Origin of the sequence: Sorangium sp. So ce1153, from assembly GCF_051521595.1 — a bacterium.
Lineage (GTDB): Bacteria > Myxococcota_A > Polyangia > Polyangiales > Polyangiaceae > Sorangium.
Map to the genome: position 1 here is coordinate 10,535,711 of NZ_CP150361.1, position 21,441 is coordinate 10,557,151.

A 21,441-nucleotide genomic window follows, 5' to 3' on the forward strand; every position below is an offset into this window, starting at 1 on the left:
TACTGGACGGGGGCGCCGCTCGGGGCGGTTTTCGACGGCGGCGCGGCGGGCGTTCGCCGTGGTCGGCGGGCGGGTCGTCGTGGCCGGCGGGTGGTTCGCCGTGATCGGCGGTGGTCAGAAGCCTTCTTGCCGGAGCCGCTCGATCACGGCGCGGTAGAAGTCGATATAGAGCCAGGGGTTCCCCTCCCCCGGGCTCTGCCCGAAGAGCTGGCCGATCTCGTCGAAATGGTCGGCCGGCAGACAGCCCCAGAAGTTCCCCCACCGCGCGTCGCGGGCGCGCACCAGGCCGTCGTTCGGGATCGCCTCGCCGAAGCCGCCATCGAGGATGGTCTCGGTGAGCGACAGCAGCGGGTGTACCGGGTCGAGGCCTTCGTCGAACTGCGCGACGAACGGCGCCGGGTCGAGGGCCAGGCAGTCGCTGCCGCCGACCGCGCGGTCCGTCCGGCCGCCGAAGGAGGCATAGAACACCCCGGGCGCGTCGGTGTACTTCGCGTTGAACTCCGCGATGCCTGGTGTCGAGAACTGGTCGAGCGAAGCGAAGACGCTCGTCTCGTTGCCGATCTGGTCGTAGAGCGGCGCCCCGATGGCGTTGAGGAGATCGTCGAGCACGTCCTGCAGGCGCTCGTAGGCGACGAGCTGGAGCGCTATATCGGCGACCTTCGAGCCCAGGTGAGGCGTCGCGACGGTCACGACGGAGGCCACGAGATCGGGCCGCTCGTGCGCGACGACGCGGGCGTCGAGGCCACCTTGCGAGTGGGCGATGATATTGACCTTCTCGTGCCCCGTCTCCGCGAGGATCTGCTCGATGCGCGCGAGCAGCTGGGCGCCGCGGTAGGTCGAGCTGTTGAACGGGTCGACGGATGGGGTGTAGACCACCTCACCGCGCTCGGCGAGGGTCTGTTTGAGGTTGTAAAAATAGCTGACGTATCCCGCGCCCGCGAAGTCCTCGAACCCGAAGAAGCCGTGGGCGAAGACGATGGGATACGGCGGACCGAGCTTGGCTGACGGCCACCCGCCGCCGCTGCCGCCCGAGCCGTCCGCGGCGTCCGTCCAGCCGCCCGACGTGGAGCCGCCGCCGGCGCCCGTGATCACGTCCTCGGTGCCCCACGGATCGAGCTGCTCCTCGGCGGCGCCGCAGCCGGCGAGGAGAGACAAGGAGGCGAGTATCGCACACCCTCCGAGACCAGCGGACACCCGTCTTCGCCTCGAGCGAGCGTCCGTGTGAGACTTGCACTTACGCGAACCGCCAACGCACGAGATCGAGATTGTCGACGAAGAAAGATCCAGCATGACCACCTCCTGCCGGAATCAGCGCAGACTCCGCTGAAGGAAGGCTTGTGTCAAGCACTGTCGGAAAACTGAACCTGTCTGGCGTACTTACGCATTGCGTTGCGGGCGTGGCGCCGGGCTCCTGCAATGCGCCATGTCCCTTGGACGCCGCGCTGGCGCATTGCGTCGCGGGCCTGCGGTGTTTTTCCATGCGGAGTGGCGGGGCGGCTCCGGTAGGTTCTTGGGCCATGCGTTCTGTCCAGAGCTCTTTTGCGCTTGTGCTGTTGACGGGTTCCCTGGTCGCTTGCGGCGGAGCGACGCCTCCTCCGGCGGAGCCGGATCCTGCGGAAGCCGAGGCGGCGGCGGCGCCGGCCGAGAAGGCGGGCGGTGAGGCGTCGGAGGAGGGGGCCGGGAAGAAGAAGGACGACGCGGCGGCGGAGGCGTCGAAGCAGGTCCCGACGACGTGCGACCAGCAGGACACCATGTGTTTGCCGCCCGCGGCGTTCGTGAAGCGGCTCTGCAGCGGGTTCTATCCGGACGTGGCGCTCAGCCTGTTCGCCAAGGGGACGCCGTTCACGCGCGGGTACCTCACGCGCGACACGGAGGCGTGGAACGCGTCGGGCGGGTCGTCCTCGAACGACAAGCTGCTCTTCGACGAGGAGGTGCTGATCCTGTATCGCCGGGTGGCGGACACGGGGGGCATGGTCGTGAGCGGCGCCGGGGGCGGGTACGACGTGCTGCGGTGGGACGGGACGTGCGCGTCGCTGATGACGGAGGAGGTCCGGCTGCACGTGCCGCCGAAGCCGAAGTACGCGCCGATCCCGTGGAAGAGCCTCGACCAGAAGACGCGCGACGCGTTCCAGGCCGACGAGAAGGTGGGCCCGCTCATCGCCGAGCGGAGGAAAGAGTGCAAGGGGGCGACGATGGGGGCGGTCACCGCGAAGTGCGAGAAGGTCGACAAGCAGATGGGCGCGGCGCTGATCGACTACGTGCGCAACGGCGGGTCGCTGCCGGCGCCGGGGTCGCTCCCGTGAGGGAGGCGGGGGGTTACGGCGGAGGAGAGGCGGGACAGGCGGGGCGGGCGCTGCCGGAGGTCGGCGGGAGCGCCGCCGGACGGGTGCGGGCCGCGGGAGCGCCGCCGGACGGGTGCGGGCCGCGGGAACGGCGCCGGACGGGTGCGGGCGGACGGAGCACCGCCGGCGGCAGGGCCGACGGTGCGCGGCGAGCGGCTACTCCTGCTTGTCCTTGGGCGCCACGTAGTCGGGCGGGGGCGCCGCGGCCTCGTTGCCGCCGGTGAAGAAGTACTTGTCGAGTTCGGTCATCCAGATCCGCTGGCCAGCCTCGGAGATGAGATCGAGGCGGTACTCGTTGATCAGCATCTTCGAGTGCTCCAGCCACATCCGCCACGCCTCCTTCGAGACGTTGTCGTAGATCTTCTTGCCCAGCTCGCCCTTAAGCGGCGGCTTCTCCAGCCCCTCCGCCTCGCGGCCGAGCTTCACGCACTGCACCATCCTTGACATGACGTGCCCGTCTCCTTTTCCGTTTCGCGAGGTTCTTAGCCGAGCCGGGGGGAGCCGTCGAGAGCGGCGGGGAGGCGCGGGGCGGGCGAAGTCAGCGGGGAGCGGAGGCGCGGGGGGCGGGCGGGGAGAGCGAGCGGGGAGAGCGGCGAGGAGAGCGGGAGGGGACGGGAAGACCCGGGAGCGGGCTGGGCGAGAGCGGGAGCACGCGGGGATGGCGGGATGCCGGGGGGCCGGGAGGCCGGGAGCCACGCGGGTGCTGGGGATGCGCCGGAGCAAGCAGGACCGGACCCCGGATCCTCGAGCCAAGGCGAACGATCCGGAGAACCGGACCCAGGGGCGCGCTCAGCAGCGGAGCGATCTGGCGCGAAGGGGTTGACGGCAGCGCAGTTTCTAGCAATGTTTGGTCCGTCTGAACGAACCACGAGGGGGCGATCGGCTTCGACGTGGGGACTGAAGGTCTGTCTGCGTGCTGGCGGCTCCTGCTCCGCCTATCAAGCGGGACGTACAATTGCGAACGACAACGCATTCGCTGTTGCGGCCTAATAACCGCTAAGCCATCCGAGGAGAAGGTCGTCCTAGTACTCTAAGGGTGTCAACCACAGGGCTGGGTCGCGTGAGGACGCCCTCGATAACGCGGCCGAGATTCAGTGAGGGATAGGTCGTAGCCGAATCTACGAACGCCGTCGCCAGCGTATGGCGACTACGCACGTGAACGAAGGTAGACTGGATGCCTTGCGGACCCGGGTTCGATTCCCGGCGCCTCCACCAAGAAGACACGGCGAGAGCCGTGTCTTCTGCTTTTGTGTGATCTGCGTGTGACCTGGCCAGTTTCGGCAGGGGTCTGGGCGGGGCTGGACGGTTTGAGGCAGGGCACCGGTAGCGGGTAGCCATAGCCGAACGGGCGGACCGGAACGGGGCGGGATGGCCGGGTGGGGGCCCGCAGCCCGGATCCCGGGTCCGCCCTGCTGGAAGCCGGGATCAGTGGAGCAGGACCGGAGGTAGGTGGACCGGCGGTGACCCCGATCCCCCAACCTATCCGAGACGAGGCTGCCGAGCGGGCTCCTCTTGACACGGAACGGCGTCTCCGCTGACCTCCAGAGCGAGGTGGCCATGGGGGTCGCTGTACGCGTTCGGTAAACCACATTTTCAGGGTGGATTGAGCGGCAGTGAGGACCGGAGAGACGCTCTTACGGCGCGGACAGCACCCATCGGCGCGTGGGGTTGCGCCGCCCGATCTTCCGTCAACGAGACGGTCGTCTCGTTGTCAATCTTCGCGAACGCTCTGGACTCCAAGCATGACGACGCCGCCCGTACCCTCCACAGAACGCTCCAACGGGAAACCATCGCGCTTGGCGACCCTGGAGTATCTCGACCGCGACGCCGCCCTCGCCCCACCAGGTAGCAGGATCCGCAGGGTTGCCGATGCCCCGCCCTCGCCGGGTCTCCGCAGCGGCGGCCTATCTTCGGAGATGCGCAGATGGGTCGCGGAAGTCGCTGCCTATTCACGGGAATACGCAGATATGCCGCGGCGCTTCGCCGCCTACATGCCATAACCCGCCGCTAGGCCCTGCGACGCAACTGATTGCGACGTTAGGCAGAAGAGGCGAGGCTATGATTGACGTCTGTGCGGGTCGCTACAAATCGTCGACGCCTCCACTGGTGCGATGCTCCTCCGATGACCGCTCCCAGATAGTCGTTCTATTCGACGGCAGCGGTTCTTGGGGCACGGGTGCCGAAGCGGCGGCTTGGTGCCGGGAGAGTCTCGCGGCGAACCTCGCGGTTGGTCCAGACTTCACTCATACGGAGTTTACTCAAGCGCTCGAAGCTGCGGCGGCGACTCTCTCGGACGTAACGCGTGCGAACGAGTGGGGATGGAGCTTTTCTGTCGCCGCGATTGTCATTCGAGACTCGGTCGTCTATGGGCTCGCGGCCGGAGGATTCTCCATCGGCCTTCTGCGTGAAGGCGCCCCCATGCGCAGGTTGTTCGCACCCGATCGGCTCGTCGACGAACTTGTGCGCACCGGCCAGCTCTCGCATGGCGATGCCAAGACAAGTACCTATCGACGCATCCTCCTCAGCCCATGCTTCGGAGATAAGCCAGATGCACTTCGCACCCGCGCACAAGAAGCGCTGCAGCCTGGCGATCGCGTCATACTGGGTGATCCGGATCTCCTCGATCTCTTGGCGACATTGCCTCCCGACGCGCCTGTGCCCCGTGCGATCGAACTACGCGATCGTGTGGAACAGCTCGGAGGCCAGAGTTGTCCGACGGCAGTTCTGCTTGTGGAGAGCTTCCCCCATGGATACTCTGCCTAACAAGCCGCTGCTGCCGACACCGCTGCGCGGCGCGGCAGAGCGGCTAGCCGTTAGGCCGCTTACGCGCCGGAGTGCTCGACCTCCTTGTCTCTGCTGCAGCGAGCAGCCGCCCGATGGTCTCGTGGGCGATGCGAGCCGCCTCGACGTCGCCCGCCGCGAGCGGCGCCCCGTCCGGCGCTACCCGCCGCGTCGGATGCGCTCGGCCGCGAGGTCGACCACGACGCCCGCGCCGGCCCCTGGCGCGCCGAGCAGCCGCCCGATGGTCTCGTGGGCGATGCGCGCCGCCTCGACGTCGCCCTCGGCGAGCGCCGCCCTCATGCCTTCCGCGAGCTGGGCCAAGAGCACCGTTCGCGGGTCCGCAGGTTTCGTCTGCGATTCGTCTGCATGACGCGGTTTCGCGCACTTAGCTGCCGTCGATGGCACGGTTGCCGCTCCCGTCGCCTGCGGAAACCTACGCGATCCCTGCGGATCCCCACCCTCGGCAGGCGTTTCGATTCCCGGCGCCTCCACTGAAAAGACACGGCGAGAGCCGTGTCTTTTTTTTGCGTGTGCCCTGCGTGTGACCTGGCAAGTTTTGGCAGGGGTGGATTGGTGCGCGTCCGAATGTAGGCGGGAACACCGCGAGCGGGCGCGGCAGGTGACGCCAGGGTACGGGGATCCACGGAGTTCCACGGCGGGCACTAGGCCAGCCGGACCGACCCCCGGTCCGAACCGGCGTGCTGGCGCAGGCCGAAGCCGAGCGAGCAGACGTGGCTGAGTGGCGAGGCGGGTGGCGGGCAGGCCCCGAGCCCTGCCGGCCGGCCCCCGTTCCAGTGCCGGTGGCACCCTGCCGAGCGCATGCCTCGTCTTGACACGGGACGGCATCTCCGCTGGCCTCGCAGAGGGCGGCAGCCGGGGGGTAGCTGGAGCGGCAGCGAGGACTGGGAGATGCCTCCAGACGCCTGCGTGGAGCAGCTGCGTGTCTCCTATCCCCCACACGCGCGAGAGGTGGGTGATGAGAAAAGATTTTGGAGCCATTAACGAGCAGAACATGGAAGCGGTCATGACGTGGCTCAACGACCGCAACCAGTTTCACACCTGGCTCACGTCTCTGATCACGGGCAGCTTTGTCGTCCTCACTGCATTCGGAAGCAAGCCAGGCTTCAGCGACATCGGACAGACGATCCTATCCACAGCGCTAGTCCTTTTGCTCATATCCGTACTATGTAGCCTCGTATGTGTATGGTCGATCCCCACCTGGAAATTCAGGGTAAATACCAAGCTGATCACTGACGCCGCATCAATGACCCGGGAGCTGGCTATCACTGCCTGGATTGGGGTGATATGTTTCGTCGCTGGGCTGACGCTTGGTTTCATCGGAAACGTGCCTTGGTGAGGCGAGCTCCAGTAACCTATTGCACTGATCCACGAGGGTGGCCTTGCTTTCGACGCCATCGTACTGGCACCCGCCCGGTCAGCTCCCTCCTCGATACAGTCGGACTCCGGCGACCTCACCGCCCTCTCGGACGCCGCTCTCGCTGAGCACGCCCTAACATTCCGCCCACCCGTTGCCGGCTTCGTACTGGAGCGGAGCTCGCGTACCTCGCGGCAGGCGGGATCCCGGGCACCCGTGTGCGACCACAGCGGGACGCCGCCAGGAGCCGCTCGCCGAGAGCACGGCGGCCGGGCGCCCCCCGGCCCGGGGCAGATGCTCGGATGGCCTCGCAGAGGGATGACGTCGCAGAGGCCGCGTCGCAAGCGGCCGAGGTGTGGCGCCCCGTTCACGCGTTGCGTCTCGCGCCGCGATTTGGGCGGAAAGTCCGCATGGATCGGGGAGGTACGAGCTTTGCTCCCACCGCCGTCATGAGGAACTGCTTTCGTTCGTTGGTTCTCGTGGGGGCTCCTTTCATCTTCGTCGCGGGCTGCGGCGGATCGGACGGCGACGCGATCGCCGAGCCCACCGAGGCGCCGGCAACCCCGTCGACTCCGGCGGAGGTAGACACCACCTATGAACAGATCGGGCGCGGCTGCGGTGATAACGGCTCCCTCGTTCGCTCGCTGACGCACGTCCCCGCGCTCACCACCAACAACCTCTGGATCGTCCCAAACAACGACGCCGCCGGCCTGGCCGCGTCCAAGGATGACAATGGCTGGGGAGCGAGCGTGGGCGTCTACGAGCTCGGGTTCGAGTCGACCGGGGACAACATGGAGAGCCGCTCCGCCGAGCAGGCCGCACGATGCGACGCGGTCAGCGAGATCTTCGACCCCGCCGGGGACGGCGCGCGGCAACGCTTCCTCAACGTCCTCGTCTACGCCGGCGATCACCCGCACGCCGAGGCGATGCCCGCCGAGGGGCTCCCCGCCGCGGTCGAGGCGCCGGTCCGCCTGAAGGGCTATCTGGACGTGGCCGCGGGCACGCGCGAGGAGATCAACGACGGCGTCGTGTACCGAGACGCGCAGCACCAGTACCTGCCCATCTACGTTCGCTGCGAGAAGCCCATGAAGATCACCTACGAGGAGCGCCTGTTTTCGCGCGAGGAGGTCGAGGCGCTGAAGATCGACACCCGCATCTGTCGCCCCGTCACCGAGGACGGCTACGGCTGCCTCTTCGAGCGCCCGCAGCCGATCGAGGGTGCGTGCACGTTCGTGGCGGCCGACGCGAAGTACGTGGCGACGAGCGGCGAGGAGCACAACATATCGCTCGGTGGCCGCATCGAGCGCGGCGAACAACTCAGCTACAAGATCACGGTCGACCGCTTCGCCTTCCGCTGAACGAGGGTCCTCGGTCCGGTCAGGGAGCGTGACGTCGGAGCGCGTGCACGTGCACCGGGATGCGCTCGAGGGCGCACCGAGCAGCCGCCCGATCGTCTCGTGGGCGATGCGCACCGCCTCCACGTCACCCGCCGCGAGCGCCGCCGCAGCCGACGCTACCCGCCGCGCCGTCGGGCGTGACGAAGCGAGCCGCTGTCGGGCTGCATCGGCGTCCAGGCCCCGCCCTCGCTCCTCCGCGGCGGCGCCCTGCTTGACCCACGGCGCGGCCGCGCCGACATGTCGAGCGATGCTCCGCCACATCCTCTACGCCGCATCAGCGCTCCTGCTTGGCGCCTGCGGGCCGTCGCAACCGCCGTCGCATGCTCCGGCGCCCCACCCCACGGCGTCGGCTGCCGCGGCGCCGGGTACGGCGGAGCCGGCGGCGATCGTGGCCGCCGCGCAGATCACCGTGCGCGTGGAGCTCGACCAGGTCCTCCCCCAGGTGCGCCGCGCCCTCGACCAGGAGGCCGCGCGCGCGGGGGCTCCGGGGGAATGCGTGCTCGCCTGGGGAGCGGTGCCGCCCGCCGGCCCATCGACGTGGACCGCGCGCGTCGCGTGGCCTGGCGGCTCGCTGGAGGGTCAGGTGCGGTGCGGCGCGGATGTCGGTGTGATGTTCAGCGGCGAGCGCATGCGGGACGCAGGCATGTTCGCCTTCCGTCGCGGCGTGCTGCACGCGGCGCATCCATCGGATCTCGACGACTCGAGGCCGGTCGAGCGCGTCCCGACGTGCGAGACCCCACCCCCCGATCGGACGCTCGCGATCTTCGAGTCGACCGACGAGGCGGATCGCGATGAGCCGGCTGCGCCCGCGCTCGAAGCGATCCGTGACCTACGCTGCGTCGCCGCGGCCGCGATCTGGCCGTTCCGGTGAGCGCGACCTCACGCCAGGTCGGCTCGCCCCCTCGTCGCGCGCGGTTCACGCCACAGCCAGCCTGCGGTGGATGGTCTCGTGGGCGATGCGCGCCGCCTCCACGCCGCCCGCCGCGAGCGCGGGCCAGCCTGGGCTACCCGCCGCGCCGGCTGCGCTCGGCCGCGAGGCGATAATGCCGCCCGCGTCCGCCCCTGGCGCGCCGAGCAGCCGCCCGATGGTCTCGTGGGCGATGCGCGCCGCCTCCACGTCGCCCGCCGCGAGCGCCGCCCTCATGCTGATCCGAGCGTGACCTGAAGGGGATCGGTGCTGACTGGACCGCGGGTCCGGGCTCCCCTGATTGCTCACGCCCGCTTGCGGCTTAACGAGAACAACGGGAGCGACGCTCTCCGATAACTAGGAGAAATCTATGAAGCTGACATCCAAGTTCGCGCTGAGTCTGGTTACCGTTCTCACGGTAGCAGCATGTGTTGGTGCGCCTGATCCTGAGGATGACAGAGATGTGAACGGCGACATCGAATCTTACGAGGAGACCGCTCAAGCGCTATGCGACCATGGTTCCGGTTACTACTGTGTCGGCAACATTCTAACGTGGCAGCAGAAGACAGATAGCGGATGCGACGTCGTTGCGGAGAAGGTATGTGTTCTGGGGTGTGTCGATGCAGGCCCCGGCCGCCACGACTACTGCACCGAGTACGCTGGCGATTGAGCTCGCTGACGGATTCCATCGGAGCGCCGCCACTGCTCGGTGCGGTCGGCGCGACCGCGCCTGTCGATCTCCGATTGCGGTTTGAGGACGACGCTACTGGAAGCCTATAGAGACAGCAGCGGTACCTGGCTCTCCCGAGTTCGCGTCCAAGTCGCCAGCGCCTCCGCCATCGCCATGATTTCCGAGGCTAGTCACAGAGTCGGAATCAACGTTCGGCCCCAGGTCGGCAGTATGCGCAACCGCGAGCGAGTGCCCACCGTGCCCTCCACCGCCCCGACCGCCGTTGCCGCCTTTCCCGCCATCGCCGCCGCGGCAGCCCGGCAGTGACCCCGCTCTGTTGCCACCGCCCGTGCCGCCGTAACCACCCACGCCGCCGAACTGGCCGTTTCCTCCGCGTCCGCCGTTGCCGCCCCGGCCCGTGGTGATGCTCGTTTTGCTCACGTGGACGCTGGCGTGGTGAGACAAAATCCCGATGCTCGACCCGCCCGGACCGCCGCCCTTCCCCGGCTTGCCACCGCAACCACCAGCACCGCCCGAGCCACCAGAAGCGCCACCCTGCGACAGGTCTACGCTGCAGAACATAGATCCGCCGCGGGAGCCCCCTCCACCGCCGCCTCCGTAGCCGTGCTGCCCAGCTTCGCCATCTCCGCCCCAAGTGCCTTCCAGACCCGCATCGGTGAGCCGTCCCGGCCCTGACGCACCGTTACCTCGAAAACCGTCGACGCCTGACATTCCCCGGAGTCCATCAGTGCATTCCATGCTCTGCTGCCCGAGCCCACCTCGTCCGAAATTCATCGAGTTACTCGCCGGCAAAGGCGTACCATCTTCTCCATCACCACCATCACCCTTGGTGCCAACGCCGCCCATTCCGCTTGAGGAAACGCCGTCATCACAGGACGTCGTGACCCGCGCGCCTCCTTCAACCCTATCTGCGGAGCACGCCACCGCACCTGGGTTTCCTGGCTCTCCCTCTTGTGCTGGTTCTGCTCCGCCGTCCGCGCCGGGAGACCCATCTGCGCCGTCGCCGGCGACGATCTCGCTCAGGCGCACCTCCACCGTCACCCCCGATAAGGCACGCATGGCGATGGCAGAGCCACCCGGCACGGTGGCGTCCTGCGCGATCATCCGCATCCTGGTGAGCGTTGTGGCCACGGCGCCCTCACGCGTGGGCTCGGCCGCCTCATTCGCGACCGTAAGGGGGACGAGGTTCGGTCCTGGCTCGATCGTCGTGAGCTCGCCCAGCGGATGCAGCGGCCAATGCCCCCGGGGATCACGGCAGTCGAGCCCGCCCCACACCTCCATGCCTGCCGGCACACGCACTTCGACATTGAACGTATCGGCGCAAACGTACACGCGCATCCCGTGCTCGCGCGCGAGATCGAATGCACGCGCGAAGGTCTTCACCGGATCCTCTCGCGTGCCCGGGTGATCGTCATGACCATCCTGCCGCAAATACACACCATCGCAGTCGACCGGAAGGTCAGGGTTGCCGTGGTCGGCATTACAAGCCACAACCGGCGTGCACGTGAGTGTTTCCTCACAGGCCTCCCACGTACTCGCGTCGGCGCCGCATCCAGTCGCCGCAAGTGCGGAAAGCCACGAGGTCACGAGCAGCAGAGGCCATGCCTCGGACACGCAACGCCATCGGTTGCGCCTCGATGTTGTGCCTGTCATGGAGTCTCCTCGCATTGCCGCCGCCTACTCCCGCGCCCAGGAGTCTGGATCGTTTGAATCCTCAGCCACGAAGGGCAGGAACTCGGCCGCGACGCCGTCATCACCTGCGCTCTCCGCGGCGTCTGGGTCACCGCCGGGCCCGCCCTTGCCCGCAGTCCCGAGCAGAAACGTCGCCTCGACGTCATCCCGTGTCACCTCCCCGGTCTCGAGGTACGCGATGCCGATCGAATGGCCCCCGAGACCGCCGCCTCCGCCACCTCCGGGCCCGCCGTTGCCGCCGTCGCCTCCGCGGCACCCTGCAAGCGTGCCAGGTACCGCTCTGCCGCCGTCGCCGCCAGGAGCTCCGCTACCTCCCGGTAAGCCTGCCCCTCCCGCGCCACCCCGACCGCCACGGCCCGTCTGGATCGTCGACCCGCGGACTGTGACCTTCGACCCCCTCGTAGCGATGCCGATGCTCGCCCCTCCGGCGAACCCCCCTTTCCCCGGCTTGCCGCCACAGCCCCCCGACCCGCCCGAGCCGCCGAACGCTCCACCGGTCGGTCCGGCGCCACAGGCCGTCGCACCGCCGCGCGACCCGCCACCACCTCCACCACCCTGACCAGGGCGCCCAAACAGCCCGTCCTGGCCCTTGCCCAGGGTGCGCCCCAATGCGACGACGCCGGGACGTTTCGCTCCTTGGCCCTGTACACCAACGGCACCGTCAAGGCCGCGCTGGCCATCGCTGCACGCCATACTTCCCTGCTGACCGATACCTCCGGCACCGGCGCCCGTCGGGTTGGGATCCGGGACAGGCTCTCCGTTGCCGCCGCTGGAGCCCCGATCCGCCAGCCCGAGGCCCCCGCCGCCGCTGACCGAGCTCCCGTCATCGCACGCGGTCGTGACGCCCGGCGTCCACTCCGGGGCGTCCACAGTGCACGCGTCAGCTCCCGGGTGCCCCGTCGCTCCGTCGGCTGCGGCCATGCCACCGGCCGCGGCTCCGGGCTCACCGTCCGCTCCGTCGCCCGCAACGATATTGCTGTCAATCACCTCGATCTCGCTGCCGGTTCGTAGATAGATCGCAATCGAGCTGCCTCCCGGCTCTCCACCACGCCCGGTGATGACTTCGCTCGCCACGAGCTTGAGCTGAACCCCTTCAAGCGTATCTATCCCGATGGATCCATTTTCGTCACCATCCACGTCATCGCCATCGGGAGCCACGATTCGCAGGTTCGTGAACGTAGCAACGGCTCGTCCTCCGAGCCATACCACTTCAGCAACGGGCCCCTCCGGGGCGACAACCGTCTTCGCGCTGGCGCCGAGATGCCGCCAGCCGTCCGCGCAGTCGAATCCGCCCCAGATGCTCGTGCTGTGGAGCCCAAGCGTCTCATTGAAGGTCTCAGCGCATGCGTAGACACGGTGGCTGCCCGTATCTGCGAGCTCGATGGCTTTGGATAATGTCTTTACCGGCTCCGCGCGGCTGCCAGGGTTCGCGTCGTCCCCGAGGCTTGCACTCACGAAGATGCCGCACCCGTCCTCGGGTGGCGTTACCACGGGATCGTCGTCGCAAACGGGCACCGTGGGACCGGGGGAACACCCGCACACGACCGCTGCGATTCCAACTCCAAGCGCGAAGGACACCAGGGTAACCACCCCGCGCCTGCCTTTCGATGCCGCATCCATGTCCCCGTGCTCCACGTTCATCACCATGCACCGATCATCGTCAGCCCTGCGCTTCGCTCGCTCGCCGTGGGCACGATGCGCACCCCATCGCTCGGCGGCGAGGCTCGATCCACGAACAGGGACACGAGCGTCAGCGCACCGATCGCGCCGCCAGTCGCAAGGCTCACCCATCCGACTTGCCTCAACAGATCGCGCTTCTCTTGCAGGTCGCGCAGCTCCGAGCACGCGCGCGGTGCGTTCTGGCGCGCACATCGGTCCGCTTCCTCATCCGCGCCACGCAGCGCGGTAGCCCGATCGTGGAGCTCGTCCTCGGTGTAGGCGCTCCACATCAGGAACCCGCCGCCGGCTACCATGCTTGCCCCCGCCAGCACCGCGCCCGCGACGCGCAGCTTCGATGCGGTGGAGGTGGAGGACGACGCCACGGTCAACGCCTGTGCTCCTCGCTCGGAACGCTTCGCCTCCCGAGTCCCGGTCGCCGTGTCCTTCGAGACGGCTGCCGGCGTCGCGGCGCGCGGCACCCGCATCGAGATGGTCGTCGCCTTGCCCGCCTGCGCGTCGAACGACTGGAACGCTTCTTCATGGCCCGCAAACCGAGCCCGCACCATGTGTTCCCCGGGCTCCAGGAACAGCCTGTAGGTCCGCGCAGGGGCGCTGATGACCTTGCCGTCGATGAGCACCTCGGCATCGGGCGGATCGACCGAGAGGTAGAGCGTCCCGACGTGCGGCGCTGCCTTGCGCTGCCCGGCCTCGAACCGTAGCTGTAGTTGAAGGGGGAGCGCGTCGCGCTGCTCGAGGCTCCAGGCCAGATGCTCGGCTGCATCACGGTACTTGCGCAGCTCGAGCTCGCACAGGCCGAGCTCTCCGGCGAGCTCCGCGCGCTCTCTCTCCGTGCTCGACGCCGGGTCCGCTGCCTCGAAGACTGCCTTGTAAGCCGCGTGTGCCTCGACCCACCGCCCTGCGTCGCGGGCTCGCTTCGCGCGGCGAACGTCGTCTTTCACGATCGAACCCTCGCCCTCTTCCAGCGTTGAATAGATGTCCTCAGCGCTGGCCGAGCTCGCATCGCCAGTTGCGACTCCGAACATCAGGCAAAACAGCAACGAAGGCGCAACGAATCGCATGGCGGCAACGTACTTACGCCCGGTGCGCGGCGTCAACCGCGATAAATGCGCCGAAAAAGAACCTGCTAAGCGGGAAAGTTCAGCTCGAAGACGTAAAGGATTGGTCGACTCTCCAGGCCAGGGGATCACAGGCTCGCATCTCACATTGAACCACATCATCTTACCAAAGTTGTCCGACCATGCACTTTCCTGAACCCTTCCGGGCGGCTCAGGGGTGCTACCAGCTGTGGGCAGGCCAGCAAGAACCACCCCCCGCTTCGAGCTCTTCCGGCGCCTCGCGAGGCGCGTCGGTGTCCCCGAGCGAAACGCCGAGGACGTCGCGCAGGATGCCCTTCTGCGGGCATGGGAGGCACGAGAGCGGATCGAGCCGGGCGAGGATCCGGCGCCGTACTCCGTCACCATCGCCCTGAACCAGGCGCGGAAGCACACCCGGAACGCGCGCCGCCGGGGCGAGGTCCTGACCGCGTTCGATGATCGCGAGCTCCAGGACGAGCGCCCCAGTCCGGAGGACCTGATCCGCAGACGGCATCGGGAGGCGCTCACCCGAACTCTGATCGGCCAGGTCGACCCCAGGTACCGCGAGGTCTTGATCCGGCACGAGCTCGAGGAGCAGCCGCTCGCCGAGATCGCCGCCGAGCTGGGGCTCAGGCTGGAGACCGTGAAGACCCAGCACCGCCGGGCTCGCGAGCACCTGGAGGCAGCGAAGCGGCGCTGGATCGCCCAGCAGCGCTCGCGGGGGTGGGACGAGGAGGCCTGCGTTCCAATGGCGCTCGGCCTGAATCCCCGCGAGTGGTCGGCCGACTCGCTACGCAAGCTGGGCGCGAAGCTCCTCGGGCAGGGGGTGTTCGTCGTGCTCACCGGCGCCGTCGTTGCGGCGCTCCCGCCCTCGTCCGGCACCGAGGCATGGCTCCGGACGGCGACGGTCCACGCGCCCACGGCCGCGCCCGTGGCGCTGGGCACCGTGCCGCCCGGCCAGCAACGCGAGCTACCTCCAGCGGTCGCCATGACGGCGCCCAGCGGGCAGAGCATCGCGCCGCCCGTCGAACCTCGGGAGGAAGCGCCTCCAGTGGACGCGGTGAACGGCATGCCCGGCTCGCCCGCCGCGGCAGCCGCTGGTGCCTCGTCCCCGGTCGGCGCAGCACGCCCGACCGCCAGCGAGCGCGAGAAGAACCTGATCCGCCAGGCGCGCAAGGCCATCGAGGCCCACAACGCCAGGGCCGACGTCGAGGCGCGGCGCCTGCTCGACATGCACGCTATCGAGTTCCCGCGAGGTCAGCTCGCCGCGGAACGTGAGGCGCTGCTGCTGCAAGTTCGCTGAATCGTCGGCTGTCCAGCAACACGTAACCAGCGGTGGAGGCGGCGGTGTCCTTGCGCGACGCCAGGCCGAGATCCGCCCTGGGCCGGGGCAGGAGAATGAGCACATCCAGGAGACGCAAGGGATCCATGGCGGAGCACAGGCGCACGCCGCGTCGAATCGGGAACGTCGAGCATCCGGCAGTGCGCGTTCCGTTCGATGCCCTCGTGCGGCACTCGGGGATCATCCGCGCCGTGTTGCGCCAGTTCGCCGTGCCTGCTCGCGATCAGCCCGATGTCATGCAGGAGATCTTCCTGTCCGCCTGGCGCAGCGTGGAGGCCGCAAGCTTTCGGCCTTCCCCGGACATGCCGCTGAAGAAGGCTCTGAAGCACTGGCTGTTCGCCGTTACCTGGCACCACATCTTTCACTACCGGGAGCGCGTGTGCCGGTGGTCCAACGAGCGCACCGCGTACACCACGTCGTGGCTTGAAGGCGACGCGCCGTCACCGTTCGAGCAGGTGGAGGCCCGGCTGGCTCTTCGGGGCCTGGAGCGGCTCAAGCCCGAGCTGCGAGCCGTGCTCGCGGGCGCCGCGTTGGGCTACACCGCTGAAGAGATCGCCGCGGAGCTCGGTGCCCATCCAGGCACCACGAACAAGCGGATGCACCGCGGGCGAAAGCAGCTGCAGAAGGTGCTCGGCCGAGCGAGGCCCTGACGGAGGGGCTCGCCATCGCCGTGCGCCGGCTGGGCGATGGACCAGCGGGCGCATGCGCCATTGCATCCGTGCGAACTACCCGAACAGCAGCGCTCTCATCCCCGCACCTCGCCGCGAGCGCGTTCCGTCCGATTGTAAGTTTGTGAACGCACACACACGTCGATGACCACATCGCCTCCGCGCCAGTCGAGCGGGCCGGCGATGATCGCGATCCTGCGCCCACCCCTCTGAACGCCGCGCTCCGAACGAGCCCTCGCCCGACGCCGCGCTCCGAAGGAGACCCGCCAGCCTCGTCCTCCCCTGAGATCGAGGACAGCCGCAGTTCGGTCGATTGGAATTGACATCTTACATGTGAACGCTCACACTACTGACCCCGAAGGGCATCCTTCTGCTTCTTGCTTCGGCGATCGACGGAGATCGACGGCGTGCCGCCGGGGTCGGTGGGGCACCATACGGAGTCGCTATGAAAACTAAATCGACTTGGGCTTTCACCTGGGCCGCGCTGGGCATGATTGTCAGCGCTTGCAGCGGCTCAAATGACAACGGCAACGCTGGGGGGAGCGGCGGGGCCCCGGCGGGGGACACAGGAGGGAGCGTGAGCGGCTCGGGCGGCGAGCAGGCGAGCACCACCGGAGGGCCTCTGCCCACGGGCTCGGGCAGCTCACAGAGCACCGCCGGAGGGTCAGAGCCCTCCGGTTCCGGCGGCACGGGCGGAGGAGCGCCTGCCGGCGGCGGGGAGACGACGGGCGGGAGCGGAGGCTCGGGCGAGGGCGGCGGCTTCACCGGCACGTGCACCGCGTCACAATCGGCTGGTCGAAACGTGTCGGGGAGCGGCCCTCATCAGGTGGTCGTCGAGACGAACGCGGACCCGGGCATCAACGAGGGCACCATCTATCGCCCGGCGGATCTCGATGGGGACACCAAGTATCCGATCTTCGTCTGGGGGGAGGGCGGATGTTCGCGAGACGGGTTCGCGACGCAAGCGGCCATGGCCGAAATCGCCTCGCATGGCTACTTCGTGGTGGCGGACGGGACACCGGTCAACAGCCAGCCCAACCGCGACCTCGGGGGCGGAGGCGAAGTGCTGCTCGCCTACATCGACTGGGTGATCGCCGAGAACGAGAAGCCTTGCAGCGCCTACTACCACAAGATCGACACCACGAAGGTCGGCGCGAACGGCTTCTCCTGCGGCGGCTTGATGGCGGCGGGGACCGCCGCAGATCCCAGAATGACGACCTGGGGACACACGAGCAGCGGCTCTTTCTCGGTGAATCAGGCATTCTACAACTCGATTCACACACCCGTGCTGATCGTCACCGGCACCGAGGATAGCCTGGGCGCGAACGAGAACGGCGCGAGAGACTTCGAGAACATCGCCGCCCAGGGTGATATCCCGGTCATGATGTTCGCCAAGGTCGGCGCGGACCACGGGGGCGATCTGTGGGCCCGGAACGGCGGCGAGTTCACCCAGGTCAACCTGGCGTGGCTCAACTGGTGGCTCAAGGGCGACGAATCGGCCACCGGCAAGGGCATGCTCGTCGGCGCGAGCTGCCGCTTCTGCACCGACAGAAGCTGGCAGGTCTCTTCTGCCAATCTGCCGTAGAGCGGCTCGGTCTCCAGACCGCCTTGCTCCGCGGAGCAGGGCGGGTCGACCGACAGGGCGGGCCCGGCGGCGCTCGGCCTGCACCGCAGCGAGGGGCGGGCCGGCACGCCATGCAAGCTGCGCGCGCGGGGCCTCGTGCGGCCTCGTGCAAGGTGCCTTCCGAGCGGCCGTCATGGGGAGGCTCGAGCAGCGGCGAGGACCCGTTGCACGAACCAGCTCGAGCGGATCCTCGTTGACCATCGAGTACGGAGGAGTGGAGATGATCGAGGGTGGCTGCTTCTGCGGATCGATTCGATATCGGATAGAAGGAGCACTTCGGCATGCTCGCGCGTGCCATTGCTCCCGCTGCCGCAAAGCCTTCAGCGGCGCATCATCGGCCTATGCCGAGGTAGCCGCAGGCAGCACGTTCAGGTGGATAGCGGGGGAAGATAAGCTCACCAGGCACAGCTCTGGACACGGTTGGGGCCTGGCCTTCTGCAGTGCATGTGGCTCGACCCTGTGCGGCATGTTCGGGGACCAGGTACATGGTGTCACGCTCGGGTGCGTCGATGGTGATCCAGGCGTCAGGATAGAGATGCACATCTTCGTCGGATCAAAGGCGCCGTGGGATCACATTGCCGGGGACGCCCCGCAGTTCGAGGAGCGGCCCCCGAGCCCGTCCAGCTTTGCGGAATGACGCTCAGCCGAACGGCATGCGGCACGACCCCGCGTCTCGTCGACGACGAGGCCCCCGCCCGAACGGCTCCAGCCGGAAGCCGGCGCTTGGCCCTCGCTGGCGTCATCACGGCGGGGAGCCGATCGACGCGCCCAGCCATCTGACCTGCACCGGCGGTGTCTGGACCGACTCCGACCCCAGCTGCTGAGGAGATCGCCTCCGCCGTCGGTCGGATCGGGCTGATGGACGTCAATCTCGTGGGGGGCCCCTCGTCGGCCTCGTCGAGCGGCTCATCCACCTCCGCGCCGAGCGCCTGGACATCCCGGAGTACAACACGTTGACGAGCTGCATCCGCGCGCTCGCGTACCTGCGCGACCCGGCACGAAGACGACCCGCGACTCCTCGTGCTCCCGCACGGCCTCGTCGGTGAAGTACATCTCCGGGGCCTGGTTGCGCCGCCAGCGCTCGGCCTCGTCGGCGTGGTGCGGGCTCTCCGGAGCGAAGTGCTGGCCGCCCGGCAGGGCGTTCCACGCGCGCGGGCCGTCGGGGGTCACCTCGACGACGAGGCGCTGCACGGCGCCATGACCGTAGTCGAACGAGTCGGTGTCCCACATCCCGAAGTTGGCGGCGTCGACGCCGAAGTTGTCGCCCGGGCGCGGGAAGCCCCCGGGGAACTTCGGATCATCCTCGGTCGGCAGCGTGACCGGGCTGCCGCCAGCGAGCATGGGCACCTGCGACGCGAAGCGGACCGTGTGCAGGCGACCCCACTGCCAGCCAGCCATGTCGGCGCCGAGCCGGTCGCGGAGCGCTGACACGGCCGCCAGCATCGCCCGCACGATCCGCTCGTCGCGCGACTCCATGTCCGGGGTGGCGAGGTCGTCCCAGAGCACTGTATCGCCGAGCGCGGGGTCGAAGGTGGCGAGCTGCTGCGGCGCAAGGACGGCACTCTGAAGCACCCGGGCGATCGCGGCGCTGCTCGGCTGCGCGCCGAGCGCCGTGGCCTCGTCGCCGAAGGCGAGCGGCACGAGCTCGAGCATCGAGACGTTGAAGATCGTGGCCGCGATGGAGTCCTCCACCTCGCTCGCCGGGGGCGCGCCGTCGCCGATGTCCACGCCGGCCGGGGTCTCGTGAGAAGTCCAGCCCGAGAGCCGCGCCGCCGCGGCGGCGAGCGCGTCGAGGTCCTCGGCCGAAGCCTCCGCGACGAGCGCGGCGAGCTCCGGGTGCGTGCCCGGCGCGGCGCGCTCCTCGGCCGCGCGCGCGGCGGCCTCGACGAACGAGGGCGCGAGCAGCCGGCCGAGCGGCGACTGGTGGTCGCCCTGGAGGCGGCTCATGTCCTCGGGGGTCACCCCGCCCGCGGCGGTGAGCTCGTCGAGGCGCTCGGTGATGCGCGCGATGCGGTAGCCGGGATCGAAGCCGTAGCCGATGTAGTGAGCATCGTTGAACGGGTTGCCGTCCGCGGTGACGCCGACAAGATCGTTGTTGGCCGTGGCGATGAAGCCGCGCGCCGGGTTGATGTCGTGCGGCAGGTAGCGGTCTTCCAGGGTGCCGATCCACTCGGCGCTGCCGTCGCCGGGCAGCACCATCGCGGGCGAGAGGCCCGTGCCGGTCTCTGGATCCCAGGTCATCGCCGCCGCCGCGCGGACGGGCACGCGCGACTGCGTGGACCAGAAGATGTCTCCCGCGCGGTCGATCACGACGAAGCTCTGCGCTCCGACCTCGAACTGTTCGAGCGCCGCCTGCGCCTCGGCGACGTCCTTCGCGAGGTCCAGGCCGAGGAAGGCGCCGAGCTCCCCGGAGGGCTCGTCGCCGGTCCAGCGCACGCTGAGCGCGGTGGTCGAGGCGCGCGGCTCGACCTTCCCGTCGACGATGGTGGGAATGATGAACCCGTGGTGAGGGACCCGCTCGAGCTCGATCACCACGTCGTCCTTGCCCGCCACCTTGATGGTCTCGGTGACGATCTCGATGGGCACCTGCTCGCCGTTGAAGAGCACCGTGTCGGCCGCGCCGCCCTGCCCCTCGGTGATGGTCTCCTCGTAGACGTCGGTCACGTCGTGGCCGGCCGTGGTCGCGCCCCAGGCGATGTGGTCGTTGTAGCCGAGGAGCACGCCGGGCAACCCGGCGAGGGCGAGGCCCTGCACGTTGAGGTCGCCGCCCGCGCGGGCGGTGTTCAGGTGCGCATACCAGAAGAGCGGCGGGCTCGGCAGCGACAGGTGAGGATCGTTGGCGAGCAGCGGCGCGCCCGAGGCTGTCTTGGCGCCCGAGACCACCCAGTTGTTCGAGCCGCGGAACTCGTCGCCGAGCTTGTCGCGAAGGCGGCCGGTGAGCTCGAAGAAGCCCTGCGTCGCGGCGAGCACGCCCAGCGCCGGTAGAGGCGGCCCGGGCGGCGGCCGCCCCGGCCGCTTCTGCGGGGCCTGCGCAGGATCGAACCGCTTCGGGAGCACCGCGCGGGTGCCGGTGTCCGTGCCGACGTTCGGGAAGCCGTCGCGCGTGAACACGGCCTGCGCCGGCGCGAAAGAGTAGAAGTCGCGGAAGATGCCCGCGCGCGGGTCGCCGGCCGGGAAGGTTGCGGCCGCGGCGGCGGCCATCCGGGTGAGCTGCACCTTCTCATCGGCGTCGTACGACAGCGTGTGAGCGAGGAAGCGGCCGATGGCGAGCGAGTCCTGAGGGGTCCAGTCGGTGAAGACGTCGGGCTTGGAGAGGAGGAGCACGGTGAGCAGGTAGGCGCCGTCCGGCAGCGTCACCTTGCCGTCGCGCACCTCCTGGATATAGACGTTCACGCCCGCAGCGAAGGCGTCGAGCGCCACCCTGGAGAGGCCGTCCGCCGGGAGCTCATCGTAGATGCGGTCGGCGATGCGCTTGAAGCCGATCACGCGCGCGGCGATGTCCGCCTGCAACGCCTCCGGGGAGAGCGGGCCGATGAACTCGGCGAGACGGCCGGTGACGTTGCGCCGGATCATCTCCATCTGCGGGAAGCGATCGCGGGCCATCAGGTAGCCCTGCACCATCACGGCATCCCGAAAGGTGGTCGCGTAGATGTGCGGCGCGCCGCGGTCGTCCACCACCACCTCGACATCGCCCTCGAGGCCGGCCAGCGCGACGCCGTCGCCCGGAGCGACGCCGTCGTCGGGCGGCTCGCCGGTCGTTGGGGTGTCGGGGCTCACCGGACTCACCTCCTCGTCGGCGCACCCGGGGACACCGAGCAAGCTCAGGGTGACGAGGCCAAGGAACGCTGCGTGGGCTCTGCGGCGCATGA

General features: G+C 68.7%; 18 protein-coding genes and 1 other RNA gene. 11 read left to right on the plus strand and 8 right to left on the minus strand.

The features are described from left to right. Positions 1 to 114: 114 nt before the first annotated feature. Positions 115 to 1,155 (minus strand): alpha/beta fold hydrolase, encoded by a 1,041-nt coding sequence (locus tag WME85_RS38030; RefSeq protein ID WP_437828053.1) that lies wholly within the window; start codon positions 1,153 to 1,155, stop codon positions 115 to 117. A gap of 392 nt (positions 1,156 to 1,547) precedes the next feature. On the opposite strand from WME85_RS38030, the gene WME85_RS38035 reads away from it, so the two are divergent. After that, positions 1,548 to 2,303 (plus strand): hypothetical protein, encoded by a 756-nt coding sequence (locus WME85_RS38035; RefSeq protein WP_437842454.1) that lies wholly within the window; start codon positions 1,548 to 1,550, stop codon positions 2,301 to 2,303. A gap of 195 nt (positions 2,304 to 2,498) precedes the next feature. On the opposite strand, the gene WME85_RS38040 is transcribed toward WME85_RS38035, so the two are convergent. Then, positions 2,499 to 2,789 carry an oxidative damage protection protein gene (locus tag WME85_RS38040; RefSeq protein WP_437828056.1) on the minus strand — a complete coding sequence of 97 codons (291 nt, stop codon included), beginning with the start codon at positions 2,787 to 2,789 and terminating at the stop codon, positions 2,499 to 2,501. 424 nt (positions 2,790 to 3,213) lie between these two features. On the opposite strand from WME85_RS38040, the gene ssrA reads away from it, so the two are divergent. Both ssrA and WME85_RS38050 read left to right on the plus strand, forming a co-directional pair. Next, positions 3,214 to 3,557, plus strand: a transfer-messenger RNA (tmRNA) gene (gene ssrA, locus WME85_RS38045). 843 nt (positions 3,558 to 4,400) lie between these two features. Continuing rightward, complete coding sequence (locus tag WME85_RS38050) at positions 4,401 to 5,105, plus strand: hypothetical protein (RefSeq protein ID WP_437828058.1); 705 nt, start codon at positions 4,401 to 4,403, stop codon at positions 5,103 to 5,105. A 177-nt stretch (positions 5,106 to 5,282) separates the two neighbouring features. On the opposite strand, the gene WME85_RS38055 is transcribed toward WME85_RS38050, so the two are convergent. Beyond that, positions 5,283 to 5,444, minus strand: a complete 162-nt coding sequence (locus WME85_RS38055) for a hypothetical protein (protein WP_437828060.1) — start codon at positions 5,442 to 5,444, stop codon at positions 5,283 to 5,285. Positions 5,445 to 6,099: 655 nt separating this feature from the next. On the opposite strand from WME85_RS38055, the gene WME85_RS38060 reads away from it, so the two are divergent. From WME85_RS38060 to WME85_RS38070, 3 genes are all read left to right on the plus strand, one after another. Beyond that, entirely contained in the window at positions 6,100 to 6,480 is a 381-nt protein-coding gene (locus WME85_RS38060; RefSeq protein ID WP_437828062.1) for a hypothetical protein, read from the plus strand. A 497-nt stretch (positions 6,481 to 6,977) separates the two neighbouring features. Further along, positions 6,978 to 7,856: a hypothetical protein gene (locus WME85_RS38065; protein WP_437828064.1), complete on the plus strand. Its 879-nt coding sequence runs from the start codon at positions 6,978 to 6,980 to the stop codon at positions 7,854 to 7,856. Between the two features lie 286 nt (positions 7,857 to 8,142). Beyond that, complete coding sequence (locus WME85_RS38070) at positions 8,143 to 8,766, plus strand: hypothetical protein (protein WP_437828066.1); 624 nt, start codon at positions 8,143 to 8,145, stop codon at positions 8,764 to 8,766. Positions 8,767 to 8,811: 45 nt separating this feature from the next. Here WME85_RS38070 and WME85_RS38075 read toward each other — a convergent pair whose 3' ends face one another. Further along, positions 8,812 to 9,039, minus strand: coding sequence for a hypothetical protein (locus WME85_RS38075; RefSeq protein WP_437828067.1), 228 nt, complete (start codon positions 9,037 to 9,039; stop codon positions 8,812 to 8,814). A gap of 133 nt (positions 9,040 to 9,172) precedes the next feature. On the opposite strand from WME85_RS38075, the gene WME85_RS38080 reads away from it, so the two are divergent. Then, positions 9,173 to 9,472, plus strand: coding sequence for a hypothetical protein (locus tag WME85_RS38080; RefSeq protein ID WP_437828069.1), 300 nt, complete (start codon positions 9,173 to 9,175; stop codon positions 9,470 to 9,472). A gap of 93 nt (positions 9,473 to 9,565) precedes the next feature. Here WME85_RS38080 and WME85_RS38085 read toward each other — a convergent pair whose 3' ends face one another. From WME85_RS38085 to WME85_RS38095, 3 genes are all read right to left on the minus strand, one after another. After that, a complete protein-coding gene (locus WME85_RS38085) occupies positions 9,566 to 10,876 on the minus strand; it encodes a hypothetical protein (protein WP_437828072.1) in 1,311 nt (436 codons plus the stop codon). A gap of 294 nt (positions 10,877 to 11,170) precedes the next feature. Continuing rightward, positions 11,171 to 12,832 (minus strand): hypothetical protein, encoded by a 1,662-nt coding sequence (locus WME85_RS38090; RefSeq protein WP_437828074.1) that lies wholly within the window; start codon positions 12,830 to 12,832, stop codon positions 11,171 to 11,173. Further along, the gene (locus WME85_RS38095) at positions 12,826 to 13,959 is read right to left on the minus strand and encodes a hypothetical protein (RefSeq protein WP_437828076.1); all 1,134 of its coding nucleotides are present in this window, start codon (positions 13,957 to 13,959) and stop codon (positions 12,826 to 12,828) included. Before WME85_RS38095 ends, WME85_RS38090 begins: the two co-directional genes overlap by 7 nt. A 178-nt stretch (positions 13,960 to 14,137) precedes the next feature. Here WME85_RS38095 and WME85_RS38100 point away from each other — a divergent pair, with 178 nt between their 5' ends. From WME85_RS38100 to WME85_RS38115, 4 genes are all read left to right on the plus strand, one after another. Continuing rightward, positions 14,138 to 15,241 carry an RNA polymerase sigma factor gene (locus WME85_RS38100; protein ID WP_437828078.1) on the plus strand — a complete coding sequence of 368 codons (1,104 nt, stop codon included), beginning with the start codon at positions 14,138 to 14,140 and terminating at the stop codon, positions 15,239 to 15,241. Positions 15,242 to 15,420: 179 nt separating this feature from the next. Next, on the plus strand, positions 15,421 to 15,930 hold the full coding sequence (locus WME85_RS38105) for an RNA polymerase sigma factor (RefSeq protein WP_437828080.1): 510 nt from the start codon (positions 15,421 to 15,423) through the stop codon (positions 15,928 to 15,930). Between the two features lie 508 nt (positions 15,931 to 16,438). After that, positions 16,439 to 17,533 carry an alpha/beta hydrolase family protein gene (locus WME85_RS38110; protein ID WP_437828083.1) on the plus strand — a complete coding sequence of 365 codons (1,095 nt, stop codon included), beginning with the start codon at positions 16,439 to 16,441 and terminating at the stop codon, positions 17,531 to 17,533. Between the two features lie 259 nt (positions 17,534 to 17,792). Continuing rightward, entirely contained in the window at positions 17,793 to 18,209 is a 417-nt protein-coding gene (locus WME85_RS38115; protein ID WP_437842457.1) for a GFA family protein, read from the plus strand. 269 nt (positions 18,210 to 18,478) lie between these two features. On the opposite strand, the gene WME85_RS38120 is transcribed toward WME85_RS38115, so the two are convergent. After that, entirely contained in the window at positions 18,479 to 21,439 is a 2,961-nt protein-coding gene (locus WME85_RS38120) for a penicillin acylase family protein (protein ID WP_437828086.1), read from the minus strand. Positions 21,440 to 21,441 lie beyond the last annotated feature (2 nt).

What these genes read in the sequence shown, in the direction of transcription:
- WME85_RS38120 (WP_437828086.1), bottom strand. Translation starts at nt 21,439, where the DNA reads ATGCGCCGCAGAGCCCACGCAGCGTTCCTTGGCCTCGTCACCCTGAGC.
- WME85_RS38080 (WP_437828069.1), top strand. Translation starts at nt 9,173, where the DNA reads ATGAAGCTGACATCCAAGTTCGCGCTGAGTCTGGTTACCGTTCTCACG.
- WME85_RS38090 (WP_437828074.1), bottom strand. Translation starts at nt 12,832, where the DNA reads ATGGTGATGAACGTGGAGCACGGGGACATGGATGCGGCATCGAAAGGC.
- WME85_RS38075 (WP_437828067.1), bottom strand. Translation starts at nt 9,039, where the DNA reads ATGAGGGCGGCGCTCGCGGCGGGCGACGTGGAGGCGGCGCGCATCGCC.
- WME85_RS38110 (WP_437828083.1), top strand. Translation starts at nt 16,439, where the DNA reads ATGATTGTCAGCGCTTGCAGCGGCTCAAATGACAACGGCAACGCTGGG.
- WME85_RS38060 (WP_437828062.1), top strand. Translation starts at nt 6,100, where the DNA reads ATGAGAAAAGATTTTGGAGCCATTAACGAGCAGAACATGGAAGCGGTC.
- WME85_RS38040 (WP_437828056.1), bottom strand. Translation starts at nt 2,789, where the DNA reads ATGTCAAGGATGGTGCAGTGCGTGAAGCTCGGCCGCGAGGCGGAGGGG.
- WME85_RS38050 (WP_437828058.1), top strand. Translation starts at nt 4,401, where the DNA reads ATGATTGACGTCTGTGCGGGTCGCTACAAATCGTCGACGCCTCCACTG.
- WME85_RS38115 (WP_437842457.1), top strand. Translation starts at nt 17,793, where the DNA reads ATGATCGAGGGTGGCTGCTTCTGCGGATCGATTCGATATCGGATAGAA.
- WME85_RS38070 (WP_437828066.1), top strand. Translation starts at nt 8,143, where the DNA reads ATGCTCCGCCACATCCTCTACGCCGCATCAGCGCTCCTGCTTGGCGCC.